Below are 23,343 nucleotides of genomic sequence, written 5' to 3'. Positions count from 1 at the left end.
AGACTACGCTTATGGAAGCTTACCGATGAGAGGATATTGTCCCATGCTCGATAAAGAGGTCAACGATCTTAGTCGGGAAAAGCGTGTTGGTGTCAAAAAGCGGAGTCAATTGCTTGCTGTTTGTTATTAGCCCCGTTCGGCACACCTCAAAAAGGTATGCTCGAGAACGTATTTCTCGAATGTGTGGCCTATTTTTATCTATTGTCTGAAGCTGCAACTCTTAGTTGAATGCTCGCGCAACTCGTCCATTACTGCTCATCGCGTAATGACCAATATAGGCAGGAATAAATACCGATTGTCCTTTGGCTAGTGTCAAGCGCTCTCCCTTATGGCTAATTAACGTTAAATCATTATCTATGGCCATGACTATTTCAGCACTGCTAGTGAGTATTTGTTCTTGTTGAGGGGTATGAAATATATTGAAATTAAAATCACCGACTGGAATGTCATAGCAATCACACTGCCCCATTTGTGAGGGCGATAGTAACAATTGGTTAAAGGGTATTGGTTTGAATTCTGTGCACGCGACCAACTCGGTGACATCAATGTGCTTTGGTGTTAGTCCGGCACGAAGTACGTTGTCTGAGTTGGCCATAATCTCCAGCCCGGTTCCTTTAATGTAAGCATGCGGCGTGTTCGCATTCAAATACATCGCGTCACCTGGCTCTAATGTGATCAAATTAAGAAGTAGAGCGGAAAAAAGCCCCATATCGTTCGGATACTGGTGGTTTAGCTCTAAGATTAACGAAAATTCTGCTTGTTCTTGGTGGGCGATAGCATAAGTCAGCAGTTGCTCTAATGCTTCGTGTTTGGTTTGCTCATTCAGTGTTAATAAATGACGGAAAAACGTTTTTAAGCCCTGAGAGCTAAGGTTATTGCTAAAGTCTTCAACCAATCCAGTAAGCGCACTAGAGTTCAATTGTCGGAACAAGCTGACTATTTCGTTATATTCTCTAAATCCATTCATCGCTTGATACGTTGTAATTGCGTAAATCAATTCAGGTTTATGGTTTGAATCTTTGTAATTACGATACCCTGCAGTTAGAGGGATCTTTGCTTGCTCCTCTTTTTCAAAACCTAGCTCAGCCTGGTGTTTATTAGGGTGAACCTGAATAGATAGCGCCTTTTCTGCCGCTAAAATTTTAAGTAAGAATGGCAGTTCACCAAATTCTTGTGCGATATCGGCGGATAAATATGCGGGTTTATCCGTGTTAATAAGCTCGGAGAGAGACACTAGATGCTGGTCAAGCGTGATCATAGAGCACCCTTTAGGGTGGGCCCCCATCCAAACTTCAGCTTGGGGTTCTTGTGATTCATTTTTAAAGCCAAACAGCTCACGTATCGAAGAAATGCTGCCCCAAGCGTAGTTTTGTATAGTGTTTTGCATAGGGAAAAATGAGTATTCTGAGTAGTGGCTGAATGACATGGGCTTTTCCATAGTGAACGCTTTGACGCCATCCAAAAGAGCAGATTTCTGATGGCGATGAATGATCAGACAGATTACAGAGAGTGATGATGAATCACATGAGATAAGGTCTTAGAAGTGATAGGAAAAATTCTTAGATATTAATGAAATAGGTGCAAATCGTGAAAAGAATCACATTTGACTTTTATGGATGCAAGGAGAGAAAAATAAGAGAGGGGTCAATAAGATGAGCGGCTGCCTTATTGACCGAATGACACCGTATCAACCAGACTGAGTTTCTTTGTTTTTCTGAGGTGATTGTGCCTGTAAGAAAGGCAGCAGCAGCAGCCCGATAACGGCAGCACACGTAGAAATGGTAATAAAGAAACCACTCCAGCCGTAGGTTTCTAGAACGAGCGCCAATGGGTAGCCCGAAAGTGCCGCCCCCATATAAGCAAATAAGCCAACAAAGCCTGTCGCAGCGCCAGCTGAGTCTTTATGTGAACATTCAGCAGCAGCCATACCGATTAACATTTGAGGACCAAAAATAAAAAAGCCAACACAAAATAACCCGGCCGCTTGAAAGACAAAGTTGGTCAACGGCATAAGCCATAACGCTGAGACTGAGAGGAAAACGCCAATGGCAAACAAAATGTTCATGGGTCCACGATTACCTAAGCAAACAGCCTATCTGAGCCCCAGCCTGCAACGAGTGACCCCACGAAGCCGCCAACTTCAAACAGAGATAACGCAGCATTTGCGTTAATCAAACTGTAATCGTGTTCTTCGGTTAAATAGAGGTTCCCCCAATCGTTAACGGCGGTTCTTACGATATAAACCAGTACATAGCTGAAAGCGAGCAACCAAATGTATTTGTTGCTGAATACATAGGTTTTCAATATTTCCCGATAACTGAGTCCTTGTCCGTGGCGCTCTTGCGCTAATTCGAGAGGGTCATTGCGCCACTTCCCTACCGTAGGAAGCCCCATGGTGGTGGGCTTATCACGTAAGCGCCAACAGACGATAAGACCAACGAAAACGCCAATCACCCCCGGCCAGATAAACCCTGCTCGCCAACTAAATTGAAGAGTAAGGTAACCCACAAGAATAGGGATAAGCGCACCACCGACATTATGTGCGGTATTCCATATGGCCCAACGAAACCCTCTTTCAGAACGAGAATACCAAGTCGTCAATAGCTTCGAGCATGAGGGCCAGCCCCAACCTTGGAACCATGCATTAAGTACCCACAGCGAGATAAAAGCCGCCAACGAACTCGAAAAACCGAAAGCGATATTTATTAGCCCAGTCGCGATTAAGCCAAACCCCATAAAGTACCGCGGATTTGAGCGATCAGATATCGTGCCGGAAATAAATTTAGATAAGCCATAAGAGAGATAAAATAGCGTACCAATTAAGCCTATATCGCCTTTGTCTAAGCCAAGGTCAGTGATCATTGCTGGCGCTGCATAGTTAAAGGTTTTACGGGTGAAGTAAAACCCAGCATAACCCACATACATCCCTATCATGATATGAAGACGCCAGTAACGATAACTCTGGTTGATCTCATTGTGACTTAGCGTATGACGCTTTGATGTTGTTGATCGCAGAAATCCAAACATAGTTGCTCTCACACTTTAGGTAATGTAATGCTGATATTCGTGCCAGTAGCGCAATCATTAGCGTTGATTATCATGTTTCCTCCGAGCGCTTGAACACGCTCTTGCATCCCACGAACGCCCATTCCTTTCAGAATATCTTGCGCGGTAAAGCCTATGCCATTATCTGAGATTCTCAGGTCCACCTGCTCACTTAGCGTTAGGTCAATTCTGATGTCGCTGGCTTGCGCATATTTATAGGCGTTGTTTAATGATTCTTGGCACAGTCGAAATAGCGTTACCTTGAGTGTGTCACTCAAGCAGGTGTAGTCACCTTGCCAATTTAACCGTATATCAATGCCATGGTTCGAAAATTCCATTTCTCGTATGAGCTGCTCAACCGAGTCTTTTAGATCAAGATCGTCTAACATCTTGGGTCTGAGTTTTGTTAGTAGGCGTTTGGTCGTGTCATAGATATTCAAAGACAATGATTCAATCATGTCCGCACAACGAACACTCATTTCTGCGGCATCTACACGTTTAATAATGTTTGCCTGCGTACGAATTGCTGTGATGTTTTGGCCTATTTCATCATGTAATTCACGAGCAATATCACGGCGAACAGATTCTTCCGCCGCCACTAACTGCCGGGATAGATTCTTATTTCGTGAAAGCTCACTTCGTAATTTTGAGTTCAGGTCTTTTTGTTTCTGAACGGCAAGACCAAGCAATATACCAGTGATGGTTTGGGCCGAAAGAGACAAGAGTAAATCGGTGATTTCGAGTTTGGATGTTCCGCTATGAGCTGCAATTAACGCGACACTATTGAGCAGTGTCGCAAGCAAGGCACCTTGCCAACCATAACGAACGGCCAATAAGATTATTGGGATCGCCATACAAAATGGCGCAAACCGTCTTAGCTCATCAGGCAAGCTGGTTTGAATCAAAATACTGGCCACCAGTAACATGCTGTATAACGCGATGTGACGTATTTTGAATTCAATAACATGATTGATTAAGTGAGAACTGAGCGGTGCCCACTTATTTTGGAATAGATAATTCCAGACCAAATAACACATAGGCACGAGCATAAGTCCCCCCGTGATACTGACCAACCACACCATGTAAACAGCAGGAACATGGGCTCTCACCACGGCAACGTTAATCAATGCTGTGACCATAATTAAGCTCGCCATCACCAACAGGTGACGATTTTGGTCGCCATAGTAATAACGCTTGGCAAGTAAAGTGGTGGGAATACTTAATCCACTGGCGATTAATACCGTTAACCATTGTGGCTCATTAAGTAACAGGGCTAACGCTATTGCTAGTCCCCACTCTGCAATATAGATAGCAGGCCAATAGTGGGTGCGAGTATGCAGCGTCATACCTAGTCGTAATGAAAAAGGGAATAATAAAATGGCGAGTTCTGGGTCATTAATAAAATAGAAGGCAATTACCCATAAACAGAACCATGCACACCCAGCCATAAAAACGCCACATAGGGAAGTGGCTAGGTAGGCACGCATTAGTACTGGTCTTGAGTGAATAGTTTCGCTAACTCAACGTTGTTTTTAACATTAAGTTTATCCATAGCATTCGCGCGATGCACATGGACGGTTTTATGACTCAGCCCTAGCTCAACAGCAATCGATTTTACATCTAACCCTGTGGCTAATAATTGGCTCACTTCATTTTCTCTGCGGGTTAGCGGGCTTAAAGGTGCTTTGTTTTTTATTGGTGTCGCGAGCTTTATTGCGATATCTGGCGTGAGATAACAACCGCCCTTTGCACTGGTGTGCACGGCTTGGATTAGCTCGTCAGGGCTACAACGCTTACTGAGATAACCTTTAGCTCCCAACTCCAGTGACTTCTCCACCATCGCGGGAGAGTCATGCACGCTCAGCATAATGCTGGCAATACCGGATGGAATTTCTTCTAACAAGCTCAAGCCACTTTCATCTTGCATTGAAATGTCTAAAATCACGACATCAGGGTGACAACATGGCAGTCCAAGGCGTGCTTCAGCCGCAGAGTTGAATTCACCTACGACCGTAATATCAGTTTCAAGGCTGAGTAGCTGAGCAAAGCCAGATCGAACAATAACGTGATCGTCAACAAGGGCAACATTAATCATGAGACTAACCAAAATTAAGAGTGGAAAAGAAAATAGCCCCGGCAGGAGCTATAGATAATGAATTTGAATGTTTGAGATGATACTGAATCACACAATCGATTGGTATGATCTCGCGTGCTTTAATTGAATAAAGCACGCGAGTCCATGTATGTGAGGCTCGCTAAGCATTTTGAGCCGCTAAGTGCATTTTTTGCGTGACGAATCTTTTTCTCTTCGGCAACGGCAACGAATAGCAGTAAAACAATACAAATGGCGGCGGAAGTATCGAGGGCGGCGAATGTCCCTTTCCAGCCAGTTAAACCGAAAATTGGCGTTCCGTCAGCGATCATACCGAGGCCAAGTTTGGCAAAACTATCACCAATTAGGTAGGCAAAAGTACCTTTAACACCATCCGCGACACTGATGGCTTTTTTAGGCACAAAACCAACCGCAGCAACCCCGATTAAGAGTTGAGGCCCAAAGACCAAGAAGCCAAGTACAAACAAAGAGGCAAGATACATGAACTCACTGGTTGCGTTCTGGTAAAACTCAAGAGAAACAATAATTAAACCAAGTGATACGCAAGCCACTAAAGCACGACGCCCGTTGGCAAGATCAGATAGATAGCCCCACATTAGTGTGCCAACCAGAGCGCCGACTTCAAACAAAGTAAAGCCTGAAATAGCCGTTTCTTTTGATAAACCTAACTCTTGATACGCGTAAACAGTCGACCATTGGTCGATACCGATTCGAACAATGTATAAAAAGATATTCGCGAAGCAGAGTAACCAGATGACTTTGTTTTTAAGGACATATTCAATAAAGATCTCTTTTTTGGTCATTTGATTTTCTTCAGCGGCGGTATCTTCTTCGCTGACTTCTTCATCAAAAAGCTCTTCTACTTTACCTAAACCGTACGCCTCTGGAGAGTCATTACCAAAGCGCATACCAATAAAGCCCACAACAATCGCAATGATAGATGGGAAAACAAACATACCGATTACGTTACCGTCAAATAAATAGTTGGCACCAAACAAAGCGACACCAGCAGCACCAGCACCACCAACGTTGTGTGACATGTTCCATAGGCCTAAATACGATCCACGCTTGTTACGAGGTGTCCATTTAGTGATGGTTGAATAACTGGAAGGCCCCCCCGTACTTTGGAAAAACCCACTTAGGGCGTAGAAAGCCACCATCATGAATAGGCTCGCGCTGCCTCCACCCATGCTAAAGCTAAAGCCCAACATGGCGAGGCCAGAAAGGATAAGCATAAATGGTAAGAACTGTTTGGTATTTTTACCATCGGCATAATAGGAGACGATAGTCTTACCAATGCCATATGTGATAGAAAACCCTAGACCAATAAGACCGAGATCGGTCATTGATAATCCGTAAGTTGAAATCATGTCGTTTTGTGCAACATTGAAGTTTTTACGGATTAAGTACATGGTTAAATAACCAATGAAGACAACGAGGTAAGATTGTAGGAAAGGCTTGAACCACATTTTTCTTCTAGTTTCGACTGGAAGATCTAGCGTCGGCTTTCTCACCTGATCTAGGAACTTTAACATTGTAAACTCTCTTATCGTTTATGAGGTCTGCACGGTAACTTTCCGACCATGCACGTTTTGTTTTTTTGACGGGGAAATAATAGGGAGTCTAAAAAGCGACCGCATGAGAGAGCGTCTTAGAATGACTAGGAAAAATTCGTAGTTCAGAATTGAGAGTGAAGAAAGCGTGAAGAACATCACTTTGTTTGCGTTAGCGTGACGGAAGAATCTGAAGGTAATTTCTTTGATTATGAGCCGATACTCGCCCAGTTTGCTTAACGACGCTCTCAATGTCAGCAGATCGAACATGCTCAGCAATAAGAGTAAGATATTGCTCTTGGCAAAGCGTGGGCATAAAAAAGCGACCTCAACATTGTTGAGGTCGCTGATGAAATCGGCGGATTAAGCTACATTAACCACGTTACATCAACCACTTCCACCAGATGAAAATAACCAAGAAACCAAAGAGGTAAATTAGGCCTACCCAAGACAGTGCTTTAAGTTTAGGGCCCTGCTGTAAAGAGGCGGGAAGGGTGGCTCGTGAGACTAGGATGTAGTTCAACAGAGCAAAAATTGGCGTCGTTATAAACGCAAGAATCATGGCGAAATTGAGTAAAGGCATCAGTGCCGACGCAAAGAAGGCAATAATAGCAATCGCCGCGGTGGCGACCACAATCACCCACGCTTGAAAGTGCTTAGAATTGTCTTCTTGCTGCTTTTGTAGCAAACGTTGAGATTCCGCAATCGCTCGTGAATACCCATCAATGACCGTAATGGTACTGCCAAAAATACAAAAGAAAGCAATGATGGCAATTAAGTAGCGTGACCATTCGCCAATGGTAGAAGCATACATGCCCACAAGCTGATGAGAGAAGCCAACGCCGGATGCGGATAACGCCGTACCAGAACCATTAATCACTAGTGCGCCGAGTGCAAGGAAGACGATGGCGAGCGCTGCAGTAGCAATGTAACCGACATTAAAATCAAACAACGCGGACTCTGGTGTGACGGTTTGCTTTTTACACTGGCTTTTTAGCCACATTGACGTCAGGCTTGAAATTTCAATGGGAGCTGGCATCCAGCCCATGGTCACCACGATAAAGCCAATCGAGGCAATCGTCCAAGGTGAAGGCGCTTGATAATCCGCTGGCGCGACGCTGCCATTGGAAGCGGCGATACAAACCGCCGTCACGGTGGCAATCGTCAAGATGGCCATGATGACTTTCGAGAGGGTATCGAGCGCGCGATAGTGACTAAGCAAATAAAATCGCTAAACAGGTCGCAAGCACAATGCCAGACAGGGCGACGATTGGCAGGTCAAAAGGTAAAAAATAACCCAGTAGACTGGCACTAAATAACAACAGTGCGGCGGTATTCACGACGCCAGAAATGACACTGAGTATGGTAAATACCCATAAGTAGCCACGACCTAACGTGGCATAGCCTTGGATTAAACTACCACCCGTGCCCATGGTGTACTGAATGCTCGCTCGGAAAAAAGGGTATTTGAGAAGGTTAACCAGCAAGATGAGAGCGGCAAGTTGCCAGCCATAAATTGCCCCAGCTTTAGTTGAGGCAACAAGATGCGATCCCCCAACGGCAGCGGCCGCCATCATGATGCCAGGACCAAGTGAGCGGACCAACTGGGCGAAACCAGAGCGTCTCGGCTCAGGTGAAGAGAGGGTATTCTCCATAGAGTAAATTCCTTATCATTATTATCCATAAAGGGGCACAGCAAAGCGCGTTCAAAAATGTGTACACATCACGCTAAAATTATTTTGCCACCGTTGTTTTTCTACAGGTTTTACAGTGAGATGCAACGAATGGCGCTGGTTTTAAATTGAACAATTAGTGCTAGCTGCTGATTAGTGGATAGTATTTAGAGGATTGCACCAGGTTTGTTGCTATGGATTGGTTTTTTACGGCGTGGTTAGAGATAAAAAAGTGGAAAAAAACGACGTAGATACATGGCTTTTAAAGCGTGGGATAGCTTGGGTGAGGGTAATCGTTTAGATGCGCCTAATAGCTTAGGTGCGAGTAACCACTAGCTCAGTGTATCCGGTCTGAGGATCGTGCTCTCGAGTAAAACTAACTTGAGAATATTGATGGATGATGAGTTCAGCCGTGGTATCAACAAGACTTCCTTCTTGTAAATGCCCACCCATCACTCGTCCCTGTGAGTCAGCGACAGAAATATGAATGTGTTGATGGTTAGGGGTCAGTGTGCCCATGAGAGACACAATCTCAAACGGTTGCTGCATCGACAGTGACTTGGTTGCTCCCGCAAGCCGAATATGAATGCTGTCTAAACAGCCGACACAAGACGCAATACTGCTAGGCTTGAATCTGGTGCTGGCTTACCAGCGCTTGAATTTCACGCTTTAGATCTTGTCCCTTGGTCAAGCGTACGGCGATAACGGTATTACTATTATTACTATTATTACTATTATTACTATTAGCGTCGTGTTGTTTATCACCCATCGTCGTTGTCCTTAAATATCGTAAACCTCGTCATGGTCACCTTATCGCCGAGCTGAGCTGCAGACACAAAGGGCAAGTTGCGCTTGCCCTTCTCGCCCCCTTAAGCGTCAGCGGGTGAGCGACGTTTAATTTGTTGGATGACCAGCCCAATCACTATCAAGACTAAACCCACCAAGGTCGACGGGTGAATGTCCTCGCCAATGACATAGGCCAGAAGCAGCAATGAAATAAACGGCGAGGCGAAGATAAGGTTACTAATACGAGCGGTGTTTTGTGTCAATTTCAGTGCGCTTAGCCACAGTACAAAGGTAATGCCCATCTCAAAAAGACCAACATAAGTGACCGCCAGCCAGCCTTGCGCGCTAATGCCGCCCCAAGATGCGCCTTCATACATGGCGACACCAAAGGCCAAAGGCAGCGCCACCAAAAAGCCAAGCAACACCCCAACCACAGGGTCGGCAGTATTTTTTGCATTTAGGATCCAATAACTGGCCCATAGCAACGTCGAAATGAGCGCCAGCCCCACGCCTAGAGGGCTATCAAATTGCAGCCCCAGTACGTCGCCTTTTGTCGCAATGACAACCACACCAAAATAGCCAAGCAAGCAGGCAATCCAATCTTGACCACGGATTTTTTGTTTTAAGAATACGGCAGCCATTAAAGTCAGCGTGATCGCCCAACTGTAATTGATGGGCTGAGCTTGTGACGCTGGCAGCAGTTCGTAGGCCTTAAATAAAATCAGATAGTAGGCGAACGGATTGATAATGCCGAGTAAGACGTAATACCACGGGTTGGATAGGAAGGTAGTTTTGATTTGTTTTATCGAGCCCTGTACACCACACACCACCACGAGTGCAATCGCTGAAACCAGTGAGGCAACAAAGACCATTTGGGCCGGAGTGAACTCGGCCAGTGTCAGTTTAAATGCGGTGGCAACTGTCGACCAAAGGAGCACAGCAGACAGAGCAAAGAATAAAGCTTTTCGTTCGTTTAGCATGAGGGTGTGGTACGCGATTGAGTAAATAAAGTGCCAGCATCTTACCAGTGAATAGCGTTCTGAAAAGCAAGAGTTTGTGGATCTTGAAGGGGGTCACAATGAAATCAATGCCGGGAGGGGCGTTAGGTCAATTAAGGCGGTAGGTTTGTGATGGTGTTGACCAAATAAAAACAGCGTTGTGCGATTTTGAACAGTGAAACGCGCCATATCCACTAACGTGAGTAGGGCGTGATAGCGAAGGACATATTGGCGAGTTTCCGCTGGCAAAGACAGGTGGTTGAAGTCACGGCTGCCTGAACGATTAATCGCGCGTTGCACGCGTCCTTCTCCTGCATTGTAGGCGGCGAGCGTTAGGTTGATATCACCATCAAACTTTTGATAAAGAAAATTGAGGTACTTAAGCGCGGCGGTACTGCTGGCATCAATGTCGAAGCGTTCATCTTTTTGGGCATTGACGATGAGCCCAAATCGGGTGGCGGTGGCGGGAATGAGTTGCCATAGCCCCGCGGCATTGGCGGCGGACACGGCGTTAGGATTGTAGGACGACTCTAACATGGGCACGAGTATGAGATTGTTTGGCAGCGAGTAATCAGCTAACTGTTTGAACAGCTGTTGTATCAGCGGGTTATAAGTATCGAGCTTGGCGAGGATAGGTGCTTGGTATGGCTGTAGCTTTTCAATATGCGGGGCGATGAGTTGGGGTGATATTATTGAATGGGACGAGGAAACTGCCCAACTTGAATGCAACACCGCACCCCAAAGGCTAAAGATAACAAAGGTCAATCTTCGCCTAGCGCGCATACTCCTCACACACTACTTTCTCTTCATACGTGATAGCGGGTTTGCCCATCAGTTGACCCAGAAGCTCATGAAACGCCGCCGAGCTTTGACCGTTCTCTTGATTGTAGCGCTGACACTGTTTAATGAGTGCTTCCAGTACCGACCACTGCTTTGCAACGTGTGTCTGCAATTTTATCGGTAAGGCTTTAGTCAGTGTTTTCACGCCAACCTCTGAGCTTGGCAGTTGTAATTGCTGCAGGCATAAGGTTCGTGATTTAGCGCCGTAGCTCAGTTTCTTGAGTACAGGAAGTTGTTGCTGAATATTGCGATTGAGCGCGTCACTATCGAGTTTCAGATACAGGGCTTTCTGGTGCTGCAGTAACGCAAGTAACTTTTGATAGAGCTTAATATCCTCAGTGATCGAAACCACAAAGTTTTGCACCAATTCACTTTTTGTGACGGTCATAACGTCATCCTTTTGCTGACACCGACGATAGATGTCGGTCGTATCCTATCGATAGTTTTATGCTTTGACAGGCTTATTCATGTCCGGTGTGAAAACGCATCACCGCTTGCGATAGCGCTTTAACATCCAATCCAAGCTCCCCATTGGCAAGGGCATTTCGCACTTGCTCAACTTTCGCCATATCGACATTCGGCAATGTGGATAGTTCAGCCTGCGCTTTATCTAAAGCGGCAGTATTGGCGTTAAATGTCGCGGCATCGTTAGCTTGTCGGGCCGGAGCAGCGGTTGCTGGCTTACTGTCTTGCTTCAGAAGCGTTTGTGGGACATGCCCGCCCGCTACTTTATCTATCTTCATCATTATTCTCCTGTCGCGTGTCTTCAACCATATAGAGCGACAGGCCTGAGGCTGGCATTAAATGGTTTGCGTTATTTTTTGTACCGTAGAATCGATGAGATTGACGATACTTAGAGTTAAAAACTGTTACCTTGAGTCCAGAATTTTTTCTGTCCTATCGCGTCAGAGAGAAAAGTCATAGAGTTTTTTTGGGGGGAATCTAAAATTGAGTATGCACTTGGTTTGAACCCGTCACAACGGCGCGAATAACTTTTTTTGAACGACTATTTTGTACGTCAATTTGCTCACCTTTTCCCCCGTCTCCATTGCCACCCCGCGTGTTTGGGCGCTGAATTTTCCGCTGCTGGCGATGATGAGCACTTCATTGCCTTTTTGCACTAAAGGAGGGGCGCTGACATAACGTGAATTCACCATTTGACCAGTTCGAAGTCGACGATTGACTTGTTGGCCAGTGGCCCGTTCTAGGGTGGCAATAAAGGGGGTGTCTCGAGTTAACTCACGTCGCTCAAGTTTGATGTCCGCTAGGGTAATTTCACTGTCGCGAGATAAGGCTTTCGCCGCGACAACGACAGGCAACGTTAATGTCGATCGCACCGTGGTGTTAATGCGCCATTCATTCACGCCATCTTGGCAAATGACACTGCGTTTTAGATGACCAATGGGCATGGACTGGTTATCGCGTCCGTTAATCATGAGTGGTTGTTGGCAGCGCGGTAAGTGTTTTACTGACTCTGGAACGAAGGTCACGAGAGCGATGTCAAACGCGCCCCATTTTTGCTGCTTTGCCAGCAAGTTAAGCTCAGATTTGACGGATTGTTCTACGGTTTGGCGAATATCGTCGGCGCTCATTGTCGTCACTTGTTGTGACATCACGGCGCTAGAAAATATCATCCAAATAGCACTTCCTACTCGCTTCCCTATCATGACTACTGCTTCCGACAAACGGAAGGATGACTTCCCTTTGCTTTTTTATGTTGTTGTTTTTAAATGAAAATATTTATGGCACGTATATTGTAATCTATTCGCTGTACTTGGCGAATGGAAAAGGAATATGCGATGGCAATCAGCTTTGAAAATGCACTAGGTGTCCACCCTAACGCGCTCGATTTTAGAGTGCAACGTACCAAGGTCTTGGCAAGTAACTTAGCAAATGTCGATACCCCTGGATACCTCGCAAGAGATCTTAGCTTTAAGACTGTGATGGGGAAAATGACGCCTAATGGTGTGCAACCGCAAGTTCCCCAAATGATGGCAGAAGCGAAATATGCCATGCCTTACCAGAACAGCAAAGACGGTAATACCGTTGAGCTAGGTGTCGAGCAAGCCAAGTTCGCGCAAAACAACATGGATTTTCAAACTAGCCTGACGTTTCTCAATATGAAGCTAAGTGGGCTGGCGAAAGCAATTGAAGGACGTTAATTATGTCATTTACTGATATCTATTCAATCGCAGGGTCTGCGATGACGGCGCAAACGGTGCGCCTTAACACGGTCGCCAGTAACTTAGCCAATGCGGATGCCGTCTCTGCCAACCCGGATGACGCCTACAAGGCATTAAAGCCCGTGTTTGCTACGGTATATAACCAATCACAGCTGTCTGCCGACCAAGCGGTATACCCCAACGCTGAAGTCCGTATTGTCGATGTTGTACAAAGTCAGGCTCAAGCCGAGCAGCGATTTGAACCCAATAACCCGCTCGCCAATCAGGAAGGCTATGTCTACTACCCTGGAGTGGATGTGGTGACGGAAATGGCCGACATGATGTCGGCAACGCGCAGCTTTGAAACCAATGTGGAAGTGTTGGCGAATGTCAAAAGCATGCAGCAAGGGCTACTTCGCCTAGGAGAGGGACGTTAATGAGTATTGCACAATTTACGGCGTTAGACGCCGATGCGCCGCTGGCAACCCAAAGCAATGCAGGGATCTCGGCGAATCCGCAAGATATGAACAGCGCCAGTTCATTACAAAATGAATTCATCAGTTTAATGGTGGCGCAGATTCAAAATCAAGACCCACTGAATCCCCTTGATGGAACGGAATACGTCAGTCAATTGGCTCAGTTTTCTCAAGTACAAAGTACCGAAAACATGTCGACGTTAATGCAAAACAGCATGGTATTGCTCGACAACATGCAAGTGTTATCAACCGCAGGACTCGTGGGGCAAACCGTGTACGTCAACAGTGATGAATTTGAAATGGGTGAAGGGGTGCAGAGTGGCAAGATCGAGCTCGCTCACCCGTCGAATCAAGTGACATTGGTGGTGGAAGATGAATTCGGTCAAAAAACAAAGGTGCCATTAGGTGCTCACGCCATGCGGTGATGTTGATTTTTCTCTCGATCCTGAAAAGCATGGATTGAAGCCCGGAAATTATCGCGTATCGGTGGAAGTACAAGAAGGCCAAGCGGCACCGAATCTATTGCTTGCTGGTGAAGTTGAGCAAGTTCGAATTCCAAGTGCCGATGGTGCCGCACTCGTCAATATTACCGAGTGTCGGCAGCGTACCTTTCTATCAAATCAGTCAGTTCGGTGCCTAGCGCCTAGCTATGTGTTAAATGCTAAGTGTTAAACGCTAAATATTAAACGCTAAGTGCAACTTGTAATTGAATATAACCATTAATTGAGCACCAACTAAAAAGACAAAGAAGAGGACATCATGAGCTTTGATATCGCACTCAGTGGCTTGGACGCCACCAACTCACAACTTAATACCATCAGTCATAACATTGCTAACGCGTCGACGTATGGTTTTAAAGAAGCAAGAACAGAATTTTCAGCGGTGTACAACGGTATGCAGGCAGGAGGTGTGGAAGTCGCCGCCATTTCGCAAAACTTTGATAAAAATGGTTCGGTATCAGGTACGGGTCGCTCAATGGATTTAGCGATTAACGGTAATGGTTTCTTTGTCACCAAAGACCATATGGGTCAGATGCTGTATACCCGCGCGGGTGTGTTTGGTACCGACAAAGACAATTACGTTGTCGGCAATACTGGCGCCAAGCTGCAAGGCTATAGCGTAGATGGCAATAATAACCTACTCACAGGCTCCGTTGGCGATGTCAAAATCAGTACGTCATCATTAGCAGCGCAAGCCACAGATAAATTAGATTTTGTCGCCAACTTTGATGCTAGCTCAGGTGTGATTGACCAAGCGGTGAATCCATTTGATGCCACGGATCCGAATTCTTTTAACTCTTCTTACACGACCAAAGTTCATGATTCGTTGGGTAATTCTCATACTGTGACGCAGTACTTTACCAAAACGGCGGACAACACATGGCAAGTGAATGTAGAGGTGGATGGTTCGGCAACGAACCCTGCGACGACGCAAAGCGTGACGTTCAATCCGGATGGCACATTAGCCTCACCAATACGACAGTTTTAATGTGGCTTTCCCGGCAGCGGGCGCCAACAGTATGAGTGTGGACATCAGCTTAGCGGGCAGTACCCAGTTTGGCGCGGCGTTTGGCGTGAGCACCAATAGTCCTAATGGTTATACCTCCGGTGAATTAGCGGGTGTGCGCGTAGAAGACAACGGTATGGTTTTTGCGACTTACACCAATGGTCAATCTCAGCTGCAAGGTCAGGTGGTGCTCGCCAATTTCGCTAACCCACAAGGTCTAGCGAAAACCAATGGTACGGCATGGACGCAAAGTTATGGTTCTGGCGCACCTGTGATGGGGACACCGGGGACAGGCGTGTTGGGTGACTTAACGCCGGGCGCACTGGAAGGCTCGAATGTGGATTTGACCTCAGAATTGGTGAACTTGATGACCGCGCAGCGCAACTATCAAGCGAATGCCAAGACTATTTCGACCTCGGACAAGCTGACTCAAGCCCTGTTCAACGCAGTATAAGGAATCGAGCATGGACAGCTTATTGTTTACCGCCACCACAGGCGCCAGCCGGGTATTAAAAGCCCAGCACGTTCGTTCAAATAACTTATCGAATGCCGATACCACCGGCTTTCGCGCCGATATGGAGCGGGTACAAAGTGTGCCGTTGCAAGGCTCTGGTTTTGACGGTCGCACGATGGTCGTCACCAACTCCGCGGCGACGCGTTTTGATGCTGGCGATGTGGTGAAAACCGATCGGGCATTGGATGTGGCTGTGATGGGGGATGGCTTTCTAACGGTACAAACCCCAGCAGGCGATGAAGCCTATACCCGCGCAGGCAACATTAAAGTTGATGAGTTGGGTGCGATGAGCATTAACGGTTTCGCGGTGGTAGGCAATAACGGTCCTATGGTTTTACCAGATTACCAAAAAGTCGAAATCAGCGAACGAGGCCGCGTGTCGATTATCCCTCCCGGTGGCAATGCCGAAGTGGAAGTGGGGGAGCTGAAATTGGTTAAACCTGAACCGACTCAGCTGCAGAAAGAAAGCGACAGCCTATTGCACAGTAATACCGGTGCCCCATTTGCGGCAGACGCGACGGTCAATCTGGCGCCTGAGCACATTGAAGCGAGTAACGTTTCAGCAATCGATGAGTTACTCAGTGTTATGTCACTGACTCGTAACTTCGAAATGCAGATTCGCATGATGAAAACCGCAGAAACACTGGCACAAGCGGGCAATAAATTGATGAGTGCTCGTTAACGCGCACAATCGTTAACACGCACAATAAAGGAGCAACACAATGCATTCAGCACTCTGGATCAGTAAAACGGGCATGGCCGCGCAAGACACCAAGATGACGGCCATCTCGAATAACCTCGCCAACGTCAATACGGTGGGTTTTAAGCGCGATCGCGTGGTCTTTGAAGATCTGTTTTATAGCATTCAGCGTCAACCGGGCGCCCAAGTGGATCAAGTTAACCAACTGCCAACCGGGGTGCAGTTAGGTAGCGGTGTACGCGTAGTGGGGACACAAAAAGTGTTCACTCAAGGTAGTGCACAAAATACCGGACAAGAGTTGGACCTCGCCGTGATGGGGCAAGGGTTTTTTCAAATAGAAAACTCCGATGGGCAAATCATGTATACCCGTAACGGCCAGTTCCATGTCAACTCAGAAGGCTTGATGGTGAACAGTCAGGGGTTGCCACTGGAGCCACAAGTGCAGCTGCCAGATAACGCCTTAAGTTTGTCTGTTGGGGTGGATGGGACCGTCACGGCCACAACCGCAGGCAGCACGGTACCGCAAAATCTTGGCCAGATTTCATTGGCAAAATTCATTAACCCTGCAGGCTTAGAAGCGGTCGGTGGCAACTTGTTTAAAGAAACCGAGGCCAGCGGTCAGGCCGAAGAGTTGATTCCTGGCGAAGATGGCGCTAAGCAGCATTAAACAAGGCGCGCTAGAAGGCTCTAACGTGCAGGTGGTCGAAGAGATGGTCGATATGATCACCACTCAACGCGCTTATGAGATGAATGCCAAGGTGGTGTCTGCCGCTGATGACATGCTCAAGTTTGTCGCTCAAGCCATTTAAGCAGTCGCGACACGCGTAAGGATTTTTGACATGACATGGCGTTCAATATTGATCACTGCAATGCTATTGCTCGGCGTAACCGGATGCTCTGTCCGTCAAGAGTTCGTGCCGCCAGAGCCCGACGAGCAAAAGTATGCTCCGCCAGAGCTGAATTACGATTTACCTGAAGCTGCTGGTGGCAGCCTGTATCGCCACCGCTATAACTTAACCTTGTTTCAAGACCGCCGAGCCTATCGTGTTGGTGACATGCTGACCATCTTGCTCGCGGAAGAAACGCAATCCAGTAAGAAAGCCGATACCAAATTTGGCAAATCGTCGAGTGTGAATTTTGGAGCGGCGACGATTGGCGGTAAAACGCTGGATGAAACCGCGGTTGGTCTCAATGGCGACCGTAATTTTGATGGCTCTGCCGCCAGTTCGCAGGGCAACAGTTTGGAAGGCGCGATCACGGTCACCGTGCATGAAGTGTTGCCTAATGGCGTATTGCGAGTCAGTGGAGAGAAATGGATTCGCCTTAATCAAGGGGACGAATTTATTCGTGTAACAGGGATCGTACGCATTGATGATGTCGATCGTTACAACCAAGTCTTTTCCCATCGTATTGGTGATGCTCGTATCACTTACTCAGGACGTGGCGCATTGGCTGACAGTAACTCAGCTGGGTGGTTAACGCAGTTCTTTACCAGCCCATGGATACCTTTTTAATGAATCGACAACAAATAATGCTCACCACACTATTTTTGGTGTTGACGCTTGGCTTGGTCACGACAACAAAAGCAGAGACGCCGATTCCAATCATGGACTTGGTGGATGTTCAGGGCATCCGCAACAACCAGTTGGTGGGCTATGGTTTAGTGGTGGGGTTAGACGGTCAGGGTGACCGTAACCAAGTGAAATTTACCGCTCAGTCCATCATGAACATGTTGCGTCAATTTGGCGTACAAATTGATGATGCCGATAACCCCAAACTGCGTAATGTGGCGTCGGTCAGTGTCACGGCGATGGTCGATCCCATGGCTGGCCCGGGGCAAGCCTTAGATATTGTCGTGTCTTCTATTGGTGATGCGAAAAGCCTGCGAGGCGGCACGCTTTTACTTACGCCATTACGAGGCGTCGATGGCGAAGTATACGCGGTCGCACAAGGTAACTTGGTGATTGGTGGTGTGTCGGCAGAGGGTCGAAGTGGTTCGAAAATTGCTGTGAATACCCCTACCTCGGGACGCATTCCTAATGGCGCCATACTGGAGCGAGAAATCCCATCAGACTTTAATAGCCGCGATCAAGTCACCCTGCATTTACGCAAAGCCAGTTTTACCACCGCGAAAAATATCGCCCGTGAAATTAACGCCACCTTTGGGCCAGATGTCGCCATTGCGGTCAATAAAGCCCGTGTGGATATGCGTGCCCCGCAAGATACTCAGCAGCGAGTCACGATGATGTCGATGTTAGAAGAAATGAGTGTGGTCGAAGGGCGTAAGCCTGCGCGTATCGTCTTTAACTCTCGTTCTGGCACGGTGGTGATTGGCAAGAATGTCAAAGTCAGCGAAGCGGCGGTGAGCCATGGCAATCTGACGGTGACTATTTCCGAATCACAGCGGGTAAGTCAGCCTAATGCCTTCGCCGATGGCGACACGGTGGTGGTCGACCAATCCAAAATTGATATTAGTGAAGACCAAGCGCAAATGGTGATTTGGCCGCCTGGCACTGAGCTCAATACCATTGTCAATGCCGTGAATAGCCTTGGTGCCACTCCAACGGATTTAATGTCTATTTTACAGGCGCTGCATGAAGCGGGTGCGCTTAACGCCGAACTTGTCGTGATTTAGGAGAACAGTATGAAGATAGATGCGCCGAATTCGACGGTGAGTAACCAAGTGCTGTACCACGACAACGCAGCACTGGCGAACATTAAGCATAGCCAAGATTCTCAAACGGCACTCAAAGAAGTCGCTGGGCAGTTTGAGGCGATGTTCTTGCAAATGGTGCTGAGACAAATGCGCAGCAGCAGTGATGTGCTGGCCGATGAAGACAGCCCGTTTTCATCGCAGCAACAGGGGGTCTTTCGAGATATGCACGATGGCCAGTTGTCCATTGAACTCGCTCGAAAGCAGCATTCCGGTATTGCCGATATGCTGGTTAAGCAGCTCAGCCCCTCTCATGCTGAAGTGCAGTTTGATACCAATAGTGCATTGGCGATGGCGTCTGCGAATGATTTGGAAGCAAGCTCACAAGCCAAGTTAATGGCGAGTAATAAAGTACCCTCGGAGGTTAATGCATCACCTGCCAAGGTCGCCTTTAGTCTGCAATCCCCGCAAGAGTCTGCCACCACAATGGCATTCTCCCAGCCTCTCATGAGAACAATGGAGCGTGAGCTATTATGAATCTCGTCAATATTGCGTTATCTGGCATGAATGCCAATCGCGTTGCGCTCGATGTGACGGCGCAAAATGTGGCCAATATTAATACCCCTGGTTACAGCCGTCAGCAGGCTATGATGGCGTCCATTGCTGGGGGCAAGTACAACGCGACTAGCCCGGGTATGGGGGTCGAGGTCACTAGCATTCGTCGTGTTACCGATCAATATTTAGTGTCGCAAACGTGGTCAACAAGCAGTGCTGCTAATTATTCCGCCAGCTACATGAGTAGCATGAGCCAGCTCGAAAACATGCTCGGCGCGGATGGTTTTAGTTTGAACCAAGGATTGGACTCTCTGTTTGCCTCACTGAATGATGCGACATCAAAGCCAGAGTCTACACCGCTCAGGCAACAAATTATTAATGAATCTGAAGCATTGGCGCGTCGGTTTAATACCCTGACAGAGTCTTTGCACAATCAACATAAAGATACGCACGAGCAGAGAAATGCGGCGATTTCTCATGCCAACAGTCTCATGGCCAATATCGCTGAAGTGAACAAACAGATTGTTGAGATCAACGGTACAGGTGGAAATCCCGCTCAGCTTATGGATACTCGCGATAACCTCATTGGTTCGCTGTCGGAAGTGATGGCAGTAAAAACCACCAATCAACCCGATGGCAGTGTGCAGGTATCACTCGCGTCTGGGCAGCCTCTCGTATTAGGCGGTGATGCTGGTTCAATTACTGCGATTCCCGATGCCAGTGACCCGTATTTGGCTCAGCTGCATATAGAGTTTGGGCAACAGACCTTTGCCACTAATGGTGATATTGGCGGTAAGTTAGGCGCATTGCATGAATACCAAGTCGACGTACTCAAACCTAATCAAGACGCTTTGAATGACATGGCGATGCATCTCGCCGATGAGTTTAATGCCACACTGTCAGCGGGGTTAGATCTTAATGGTAATGCAGGTAAGCCTTTGTTTACCTATGATCCGGCCAACCCTGCGGCCAGTCTTTCTATTAGTGATATTAAAGCCGATGAACTGGCTTTGTCGGGCGATGGTAATCCGGGTAACAGCGATAATTTAACCGATCTTATTGCCATCAGTAATAAGCCAGTAGCGGTGTCGGGGTTTGGGTCGTTATCACTCAATGATGCTTTTACCGCCATGATTGGTGAAACGGCGATTAAAGCCCGCCAAGCCGAGTCTGATTATCAGGCGAAAAACGCTATGAATGAACAAGCTGTTGCAGCGCGCGATAATGTGAGCGCGGTGAGTAGCGATGAAGAAGCGGCAAACCTGATGACGTTTGCCAATGCTCATAATGCCAACATGAAAGTGATCAGCACGGCGAATCAATTGTTTGATTCCGTGCTGCAACTGTTTTAAGGAGCCATGATGAGAATCAGTGATACCCAATTTAGCCAAATGATGCTGCAAAGCTTGCAGTTAAATAATGCCGGTTTAGGCAAAGTGATGCAGCAAATGGCAACGGGGGATAGGCTCACCAAGCTATCGGATGATCCCATGGCGTCGATTAAGCTACTCAACTTAGAGCGAGAAGGCAGCGCGATCAATCAATATCATCGCAATATCGCCAATGTGAAAACGACGTTATCGAGTCAGGAAATTCAGCTCGACTCGGTCACCGATAGCTTACAGAGTATGCGCGAGTTGGTGTTGTGGGGCGCCAATGGCACGTTAACCGACGAAGACCGTGCTGGCATGATCACTGAGCTGGAAAGTTTGCGAGATTCGGTAGAGTCATCCTTTAATGCTCAAGATGAAGAAGGGCACTTTTTATTTTCTGGCACCAAAACGGATATGCCTGCAATTTCTAACTCAGGTGCGGGTTACACGATTGATGGTAATAGCGATAAACGGGTTGTGACGGTTGCCAAGGGCGTGACCATGACATCTAACATGACCGCCAAAGATATTCTCGATCTTGGTGGCGGCAGTAATGTGCTTAACCAAATCGATGCGTTAATTGTCGAATTTAAGAACCCGAGTCCAAATTTTCGAACCGAAGTTGATGCCAGCCTTGCGGCGATCGATGATACCTTAGGTAGCGTATTAGGGGCGATGACTGAAATCGGTGGACGTCATAATAACCTTGATTTACTCGATGGCGCACACAGTGAAAATCAACTCTTTGTTGATAAGGTCACCAGTGATATTTCAGCATTGGATTATGGTGAAGCATCGGTACGTCTGAGTAATTATATGGCGGCATTGCAAGCCACGCAGGCCAGCTACGTGAAAATTAATGACCTGTCATTGTTTGATCGAATTTAACGCATTTAGAGTCAAGTAGGGAACGTAATATGGCAGTAAGTACCGTGGAAGTAAGACCGCATAGTATTAAGTTAAGCGGGCAGGAAACCACTAATATTGCGCCATCTCAAGCCTCGGAACCCAGCTCATCGCTGTCTAAACGTTACCTAACGCCTCAAGCGAATATGACGCCTACGTCCTATTCGCTTTCTGGTATTTTGCTCACGCAAGGCCAGCAACAGGCAACATCGGTACAAATCGCTGATAAAGCGCTGCATAGTGTGGGGAAAGAGCTGACTCAGATAAAGCGCACGTTAACTCAGGCGCTTAACCAAGGGGTGTCTCCCGCTCTGACCAATGTATTATCTCGGTCAAAACACAATATTGAATCAGCGCTCGATCAGGCGCGCTTTGATGATAAGCGTGTCGTGGATAATGAGCTTAAGCTGAAATTAAACAGTGCCGATGTCAGGCACTTTTCTATTCCTGGCTTAAACGTCAACAGAATGAGTGAGCGCGGTGAGCAAGTGCGTCTTGATTTTCCTGGTCACGGCACGGTTATCATGCAGTTTGATGGACAATCTCAGGCTCAAGGTGATCGCACCGTCAAGCAATTGGATCGAAATTTGATTCCAATGGGCATGCGAGCAAGCCTTGCTCATGATGGTAATATCGTGTTTCAATCACAAGAGTCCGCCTATCTTGCGATGCAGCAACAAGTTAACGTTACCGGACAGGGACATCGCTTCCCCGCAGGTCAAGCGAACACGTTTACCGTAAAAGCAGAGCCAGATGGTATCGCTGAACTGCGTTTTGACTTGGGTTCTCGCGAGGGCATTAAGCAGTCTATTACCGCCGTGAACCAGCACCTTCAACAAGCTCAATCTAGCCTGAGAGAGAGCAAACACTTCCAATCTCAACTGAACTCGCAAATGTCACGACTTCAGAGTCAATCTAACCTTCCTTCAGCCAATCAGGTGAGTGGTTCCTTGGCGCAATTTAGCCAGCAATCCCATGATTTCACCAGCACATTCCAAGCGCTTAATGCCCAAGCTAACGTGCGTCGCCACACAGTTGTGGCGTTGTTGAAGTAGTGCCTTAACGAAGCGGTTCTGCTCTTTATCCTAATAACGCCAGCATCAATATAAAAACAGCTTACCCATTGTAATGAGTAAGCTGTTTTTATACCAAAAAGAAAAAATACAAAAAGCAGATAAACGCCAGTAGGGTGGCGGAGAGAGTGGGGTAGATGATATAGCCATCTCTTTGCTGAGTACGGCGAAAACAAAGAAAGCTGAGTAACACGTTGTAGATAACCAATAACAGGCTGATCCCGGTTCCTGCTTTAAGGGTGAGAGTTGGCAACTGGCTTAAGAACAATGCCAGAAGAATATAATCAATAATCACCAACCACAGGAACGCCTTCTTTAGCGAGTCCGGTTGAGACGCAGCAGTATGTGGAGGGGTTTGATTCATAAAGACTCAACTTAAATTCATCAACTGGCGTTCGATTCTTGGTCGGTCACCAT

The 23,343-nt window shown here is 47.0% G+C and carries 18 protein-coding genes and 7 pseudogenes; 12 read left to right on the top strand and 13 right to left on the bottom strand.

What is annotated here, in order from left to right; translation table 11 throughout:
• Positions 1 to 220: 220 nt before the first annotated feature.
• From manA to flgA, 12 genes and pseudogenes are all read right to left on the bottom strand, one after another.
• Entirely contained in the window at positions 221 to 1,426 is a 1,206-nt protein-coding gene (gene manA / locus AC0L66_RS00450) for a mannose-6-phosphate isomerase, class I (protein WP_473569158.1), read from the bottom strand.
• A 261-nt stretch (positions 1,427 to 1,687) separates the two neighbouring features.
• Positions 1,688 to 3,027, bottom strand: a pseudogene (gene uhpC, locus AC0L66_RS00445) (MFS transporter family glucose-6-phosphate receptor UhpC).
• A gap of 8 nt (positions 3,028 to 3,035) precedes the next feature.
• Positions 3,036 to 4,532: a signal transduction histidine-protein kinase/phosphatase UhpB gene (uhpB, locus tag AC0L66_RS00440; RefSeq protein WP_473568050.1), complete on the bottom strand. Its 1,497-nt coding sequence runs from the start codon at positions 4,530 to 4,532 to the stop codon at positions 3,036 to 3,038.
• The gene (uhpA, locus tag AC0L66_RS00435) at positions 4,532 to 5,140 is read right to left on the bottom strand and encodes a transcriptional regulator UhpA (RefSeq protein ID WP_473568049.1); all 609 of its coding nucleotides are present in this window, start codon (positions 5,138 to 5,140) and stop codon (positions 4,532 to 4,534) included. The genes uhpB and uhpA overlap by 1 nt, the downstream gene beginning before the upstream one ends.
• 119 nt (positions 5,141 to 5,259) lie before the next feature.
• Entirely contained in the window at positions 5,260 to 6,693 is a 1,434-nt protein-coding gene (gene uhpT, locus AC0L66_RS00430; RefSeq protein ID WP_473568047.1) for a hexose-6-phosphate:phosphate antiporter, read from the bottom strand.
• Between the two features lie 400 nt (positions 6,694 to 7,093).
• Positions 7,094 to 8,366 (bottom strand): annotated as a pseudogene (locus tag AC0L66_RS00425) (NRAMP family divalent metal transporter).
• 333 nt (positions 8,367 to 8,699) lie between these two features.
• Positions 8,700 to 9,153: pseudogene (locus tag AC0L66_RS00420) on the bottom strand (PPC domain-containing DNA-binding protein).
• Positions 9,154 to 9,253: 100 nt separating this feature from the next.
• On the bottom strand, positions 9,254 to 10,150 hold the full coding sequence (locus tag AC0L66_RS00415; RefSeq protein ID WP_250618829.1) for a DMT family transporter: 897 nt from the start codon (positions 10,148 to 10,150) through the stop codon (positions 9,254 to 9,256).
• 93 nt (positions 10,151 to 10,243) lie between these two features.
• On the bottom strand, positions 10,244 to 10,933 hold the full coding sequence (locus AC0L66_RS00410; protein ID WP_473568044.1) for a lytic transglycosylase domain-containing protein: 690 nt from the start codon (positions 10,931 to 10,933) through the stop codon (positions 10,244 to 10,246).
• Between the two features lie 7 nt (positions 10,934 to 10,940).
• Positions 10,941 to 11,396: a flagellar export chaperone FlgN gene (gene flgN, locus AC0L66_RS00405; protein WP_250618828.1), complete on the bottom strand. Its 456-nt coding sequence runs from the start codon at positions 11,394 to 11,396 to the stop codon at positions 10,941 to 10,943.
• 73 nt (positions 11,397 to 11,469) lie between these two features.
• The gene (gene flgM / locus AC0L66_RS00400; protein WP_250618882.1) at positions 11,470 to 11,751 is read right to left on the bottom strand and encodes a flagellar biosynthesis anti-sigma factor FlgM; all 282 of its coding nucleotides are present in this window, start codon (positions 11,749 to 11,751) and stop codon (positions 11,470 to 11,472) included.
• Between the two features lie 199 nt (positions 11,752 to 11,950).
• A pseudogene (flgA, locus tag AC0L66_RS00395) lies at positions 11,951 to 12,417 on the bottom strand (flagellar basal body P-ring formation chaperone FlgA).
• A gap of 390 nt (positions 12,418 to 12,807) precedes the next feature.
• Between flgA and flgB the strand changes: the two are divergent.
• The 12 genes and pseudogenes from flgB (at position 12,808) to AC0L66_RS00335 (ending at position 22,908) form a co-directional block, all read left to right on the top strand.
• Entirely contained in the window at positions 12,808 to 13,170 is a 363-nt protein-coding gene (gene flgB, locus AC0L66_RS00390; RefSeq protein ID WP_250618826.1) for a flagellar basal body rod protein FlgB, read from the top strand.
• A gap of 2 nt (positions 13,171 to 13,172) precedes the next feature.
• On the top strand, positions 13,173 to 13,607 hold the full coding sequence (gene flgC, locus AC0L66_RS00385; protein WP_265675169.1) for a flagellar basal body rod protein FlgC: 435 nt from the start codon (positions 13,173 to 13,175) through the stop codon (positions 13,605 to 13,607).
• Positions 13,607 to 14,286, top strand: a pseudogene (gene flgD, locus AC0L66_RS00380) (flagellar hook assembly protein FlgD). The gene flgC and the pseudogene flgD overlap by 1 nt, the downstream one beginning before the upstream one ends.
• A 119-nt stretch (positions 14,287 to 14,405) precedes the next feature.
• Positions 14,406 to 15,606: pseudogene (gene flgE, locus AC0L66_RS00375) on the top strand (flagellar hook protein FlgE).
• 10 nt (positions 15,607 to 15,616) lie between these two features.
• A complete protein-coding gene (locus AC0L66_RS00370) occupies positions 15,617 to 16,348 on the top strand; it encodes a flagellar basal body rod protein FlgF (RefSeq protein WP_473568042.1) in 732 nt (243 codons plus the stop codon).
• Between the two features lie 40 nt (positions 16,349 to 16,388).
• A pseudogene (gene flgG, locus AC0L66_RS00365) lies at positions 16,389 to 17,175 on the top strand (flagellar basal-body rod protein FlgG).
• Between the two features lie 30 nt (positions 17,176 to 17,205).
• Positions 17,206 to 17,880, top strand: a complete 675-nt coding sequence (gene flgH / locus AC0L66_RS00360) for a flagellar basal body L-ring protein FlgH (RefSeq protein WP_265675172.1) — start codon at positions 17,206 to 17,208, stop codon at positions 17,878 to 17,880.
• A 17-nt stretch (positions 17,881 to 17,897) separates the two neighbouring features.
• Positions 17,898 to 19,001, top strand: a complete 1,104-nt coding sequence (locus AC0L66_RS00355) for a flagellar basal body P-ring protein FlgI (RefSeq protein ID WP_390902925.1) — start codon at positions 17,898 to 17,900, stop codon at positions 18,999 to 19,001.
• A gap of 9 nt (positions 19,002 to 19,010) precedes the next feature.
• Positions 19,011 to 19,556: a rod-binding protein gene (locus tag AC0L66_RS00350; RefSeq protein WP_265675174.1), complete on the top strand. Its 546-nt coding sequence runs from the start codon at positions 19,011 to 19,013 to the stop codon at positions 19,554 to 19,556.
• Positions 19,553 to 20,926, top strand: coding sequence for a flagellar hook-associated protein FlgK (flgK, locus tag AC0L66_RS00345; protein WP_473568041.1), 1,374 nt, complete (start codon positions 19,553 to 19,555; stop codon positions 20,924 to 20,926). The genes AC0L66_RS00350 and flgK overlap by 4 nt, the downstream gene beginning before the upstream one ends.
• A 9-nt stretch (positions 20,927 to 20,935) precedes the next feature.
• Entirely contained in the window at positions 20,936 to 21,835 is a 900-nt protein-coding gene (gene flgL / locus AC0L66_RS00340) for a flagellar hook-associated protein FlgL (protein WP_265675220.1), read from the top strand.
• A 29-nt stretch (positions 21,836 to 21,864) separates the two neighbouring features.
• Positions 21,865 to 22,908 (top strand): flagellin, encoded by a 1,044-nt coding sequence (locus AC0L66_RS00335; protein ID WP_473568039.1) that lies wholly within the window; start codon positions 21,865 to 21,867, stop codon positions 22,906 to 22,908.
• An 88-nt stretch (positions 22,909 to 22,996) separates the two neighbouring features.
• Here AC0L66_RS00335 and AC0L66_RS00330 read toward each other — a convergent pair whose 3' ends face one another.
• The gene (locus AC0L66_RS00330; RefSeq protein WP_265675177.1) at positions 22,997 to 23,290 is read right to left on the bottom strand and encodes a hypothetical protein; all 294 of its coding nucleotides are present in this window, start codon (positions 23,288 to 23,290) and stop codon (positions 22,997 to 22,999) included.
• Positions 23,291 to 23,343 lie beyond the last annotated feature (53 nt).

This window comes from Vibrio sp. GJ43-1, from assembly GCF_055808835.1.
This window is presented reverse-complemented; position numbering and strand designations above follow the sequence as displayed.

Bases quoted from the DNA above. Each gene is read 5' to 3' on its own strand.
- uhpT (WP_473568047.1), bottom strand. From the start codon at position 6,693: ATGTTAAAGTTCCTAGATCAGGTGAGAAAGCCGACGCTAGATCTTCCA.
- AC0L66_RS00330 (WP_265675177.1), bottom strand. From the start codon at position 23,290: ATGAATCAAACCCCTCCACATACTGCTGCGTCTCAACCGGACTCGCTA.
- AC0L66_RS00370 (WP_473568042.1), top strand. From the start codon at position 15,617: ATGGACAGCTTATTGTTTACCGCCACCACAGGCGCCAGCCGGGTATTA.
- AC0L66_RS00415 (WP_250618829.1), bottom strand. From the start codon at position 10,150: ATGCTAAACGAACGAAAAGCTTTATTCTTTGCTCTGTCTGCTGTGCTC.
- flgB (WP_250618826.1), top strand. From the start codon at position 12,808: ATGGCAATCAGCTTTGAAAATGCACTAGGTGTCCACCCTAACGCGCTC.
- flgN (WP_250618828.1), bottom strand. From the start codon at position 11,396: ATGACCGTCACAAAAAGTGAATTGGTGCAAAACTTTGTGGTTTCGATC.
- flgC (WP_265675169.1), top strand. From the start codon at position 13,173: ATGTCATTTACTGATATCTATTCAATCGCAGGGTCTGCGATGACGGCG.
- manA (WP_473569158.1), bottom strand. From the start codon at position 1,426: ATGTCATTCAGCCACTACTCAGAATACTCATTTTTCCCTATGCAAAAC.
- flgM (WP_250618882.1), bottom strand. From the start codon at position 11,751: ATGAAGATAGATAAAGTAGCGGGCGGGCATGTCCCACAAACGCTTCTG.
- AC0L66_RS00350 (WP_265675174.1), top strand. From the start codon at position 19,011: ATGAAGATAGATGCGCCGAATTCGACGGTGAGTAACCAAGTGCTGTAC.
- AC0L66_RS00355 (WP_390902925.1), top strand. From the start codon at position 17,898: ATGCTCACCACACTATTTTTGGTGTTGACGCTTGGCTTGGTCACGACA.
- flgH (WP_265675172.1), top strand. From the start codon at position 17,206: ATGACATGGCGTTCAATATTGATCACTGCAATGCTATTGCTCGGCGTA.
- uhpA (WP_473568049.1), bottom strand. From the start codon at position 5,140: ATGATTAATGTTGCCCTTGTTGACGATCACGTTATTGTTCGATCTGGC.
- AC0L66_RS00335 (WP_473568039.1), top strand. From the start codon at position 21,865: ATGGCAGTAAGTACCGTGGAAGTAAGACCGCATAGTATTAAGTTAAGC.
- uhpB (WP_473568050.1), bottom strand. From the start codon at position 4,532: ATGCGTGCCTACCTAGCCACTTCCCTATGTGGCGTTTTTATGGCTGGG.
- flgK (WP_473568041.1), top strand. From the start codon at position 19,553: ATGAATCTCGTCAATATTGCGTTATCTGGCATGAATGCCAATCGCGTT.
- flgL (WP_265675220.1), top strand. From the start codon at position 20,936: ATGAGAATCAGTGATACCCAATTTAGCCAAATGATGCTGCAAAGCTTG.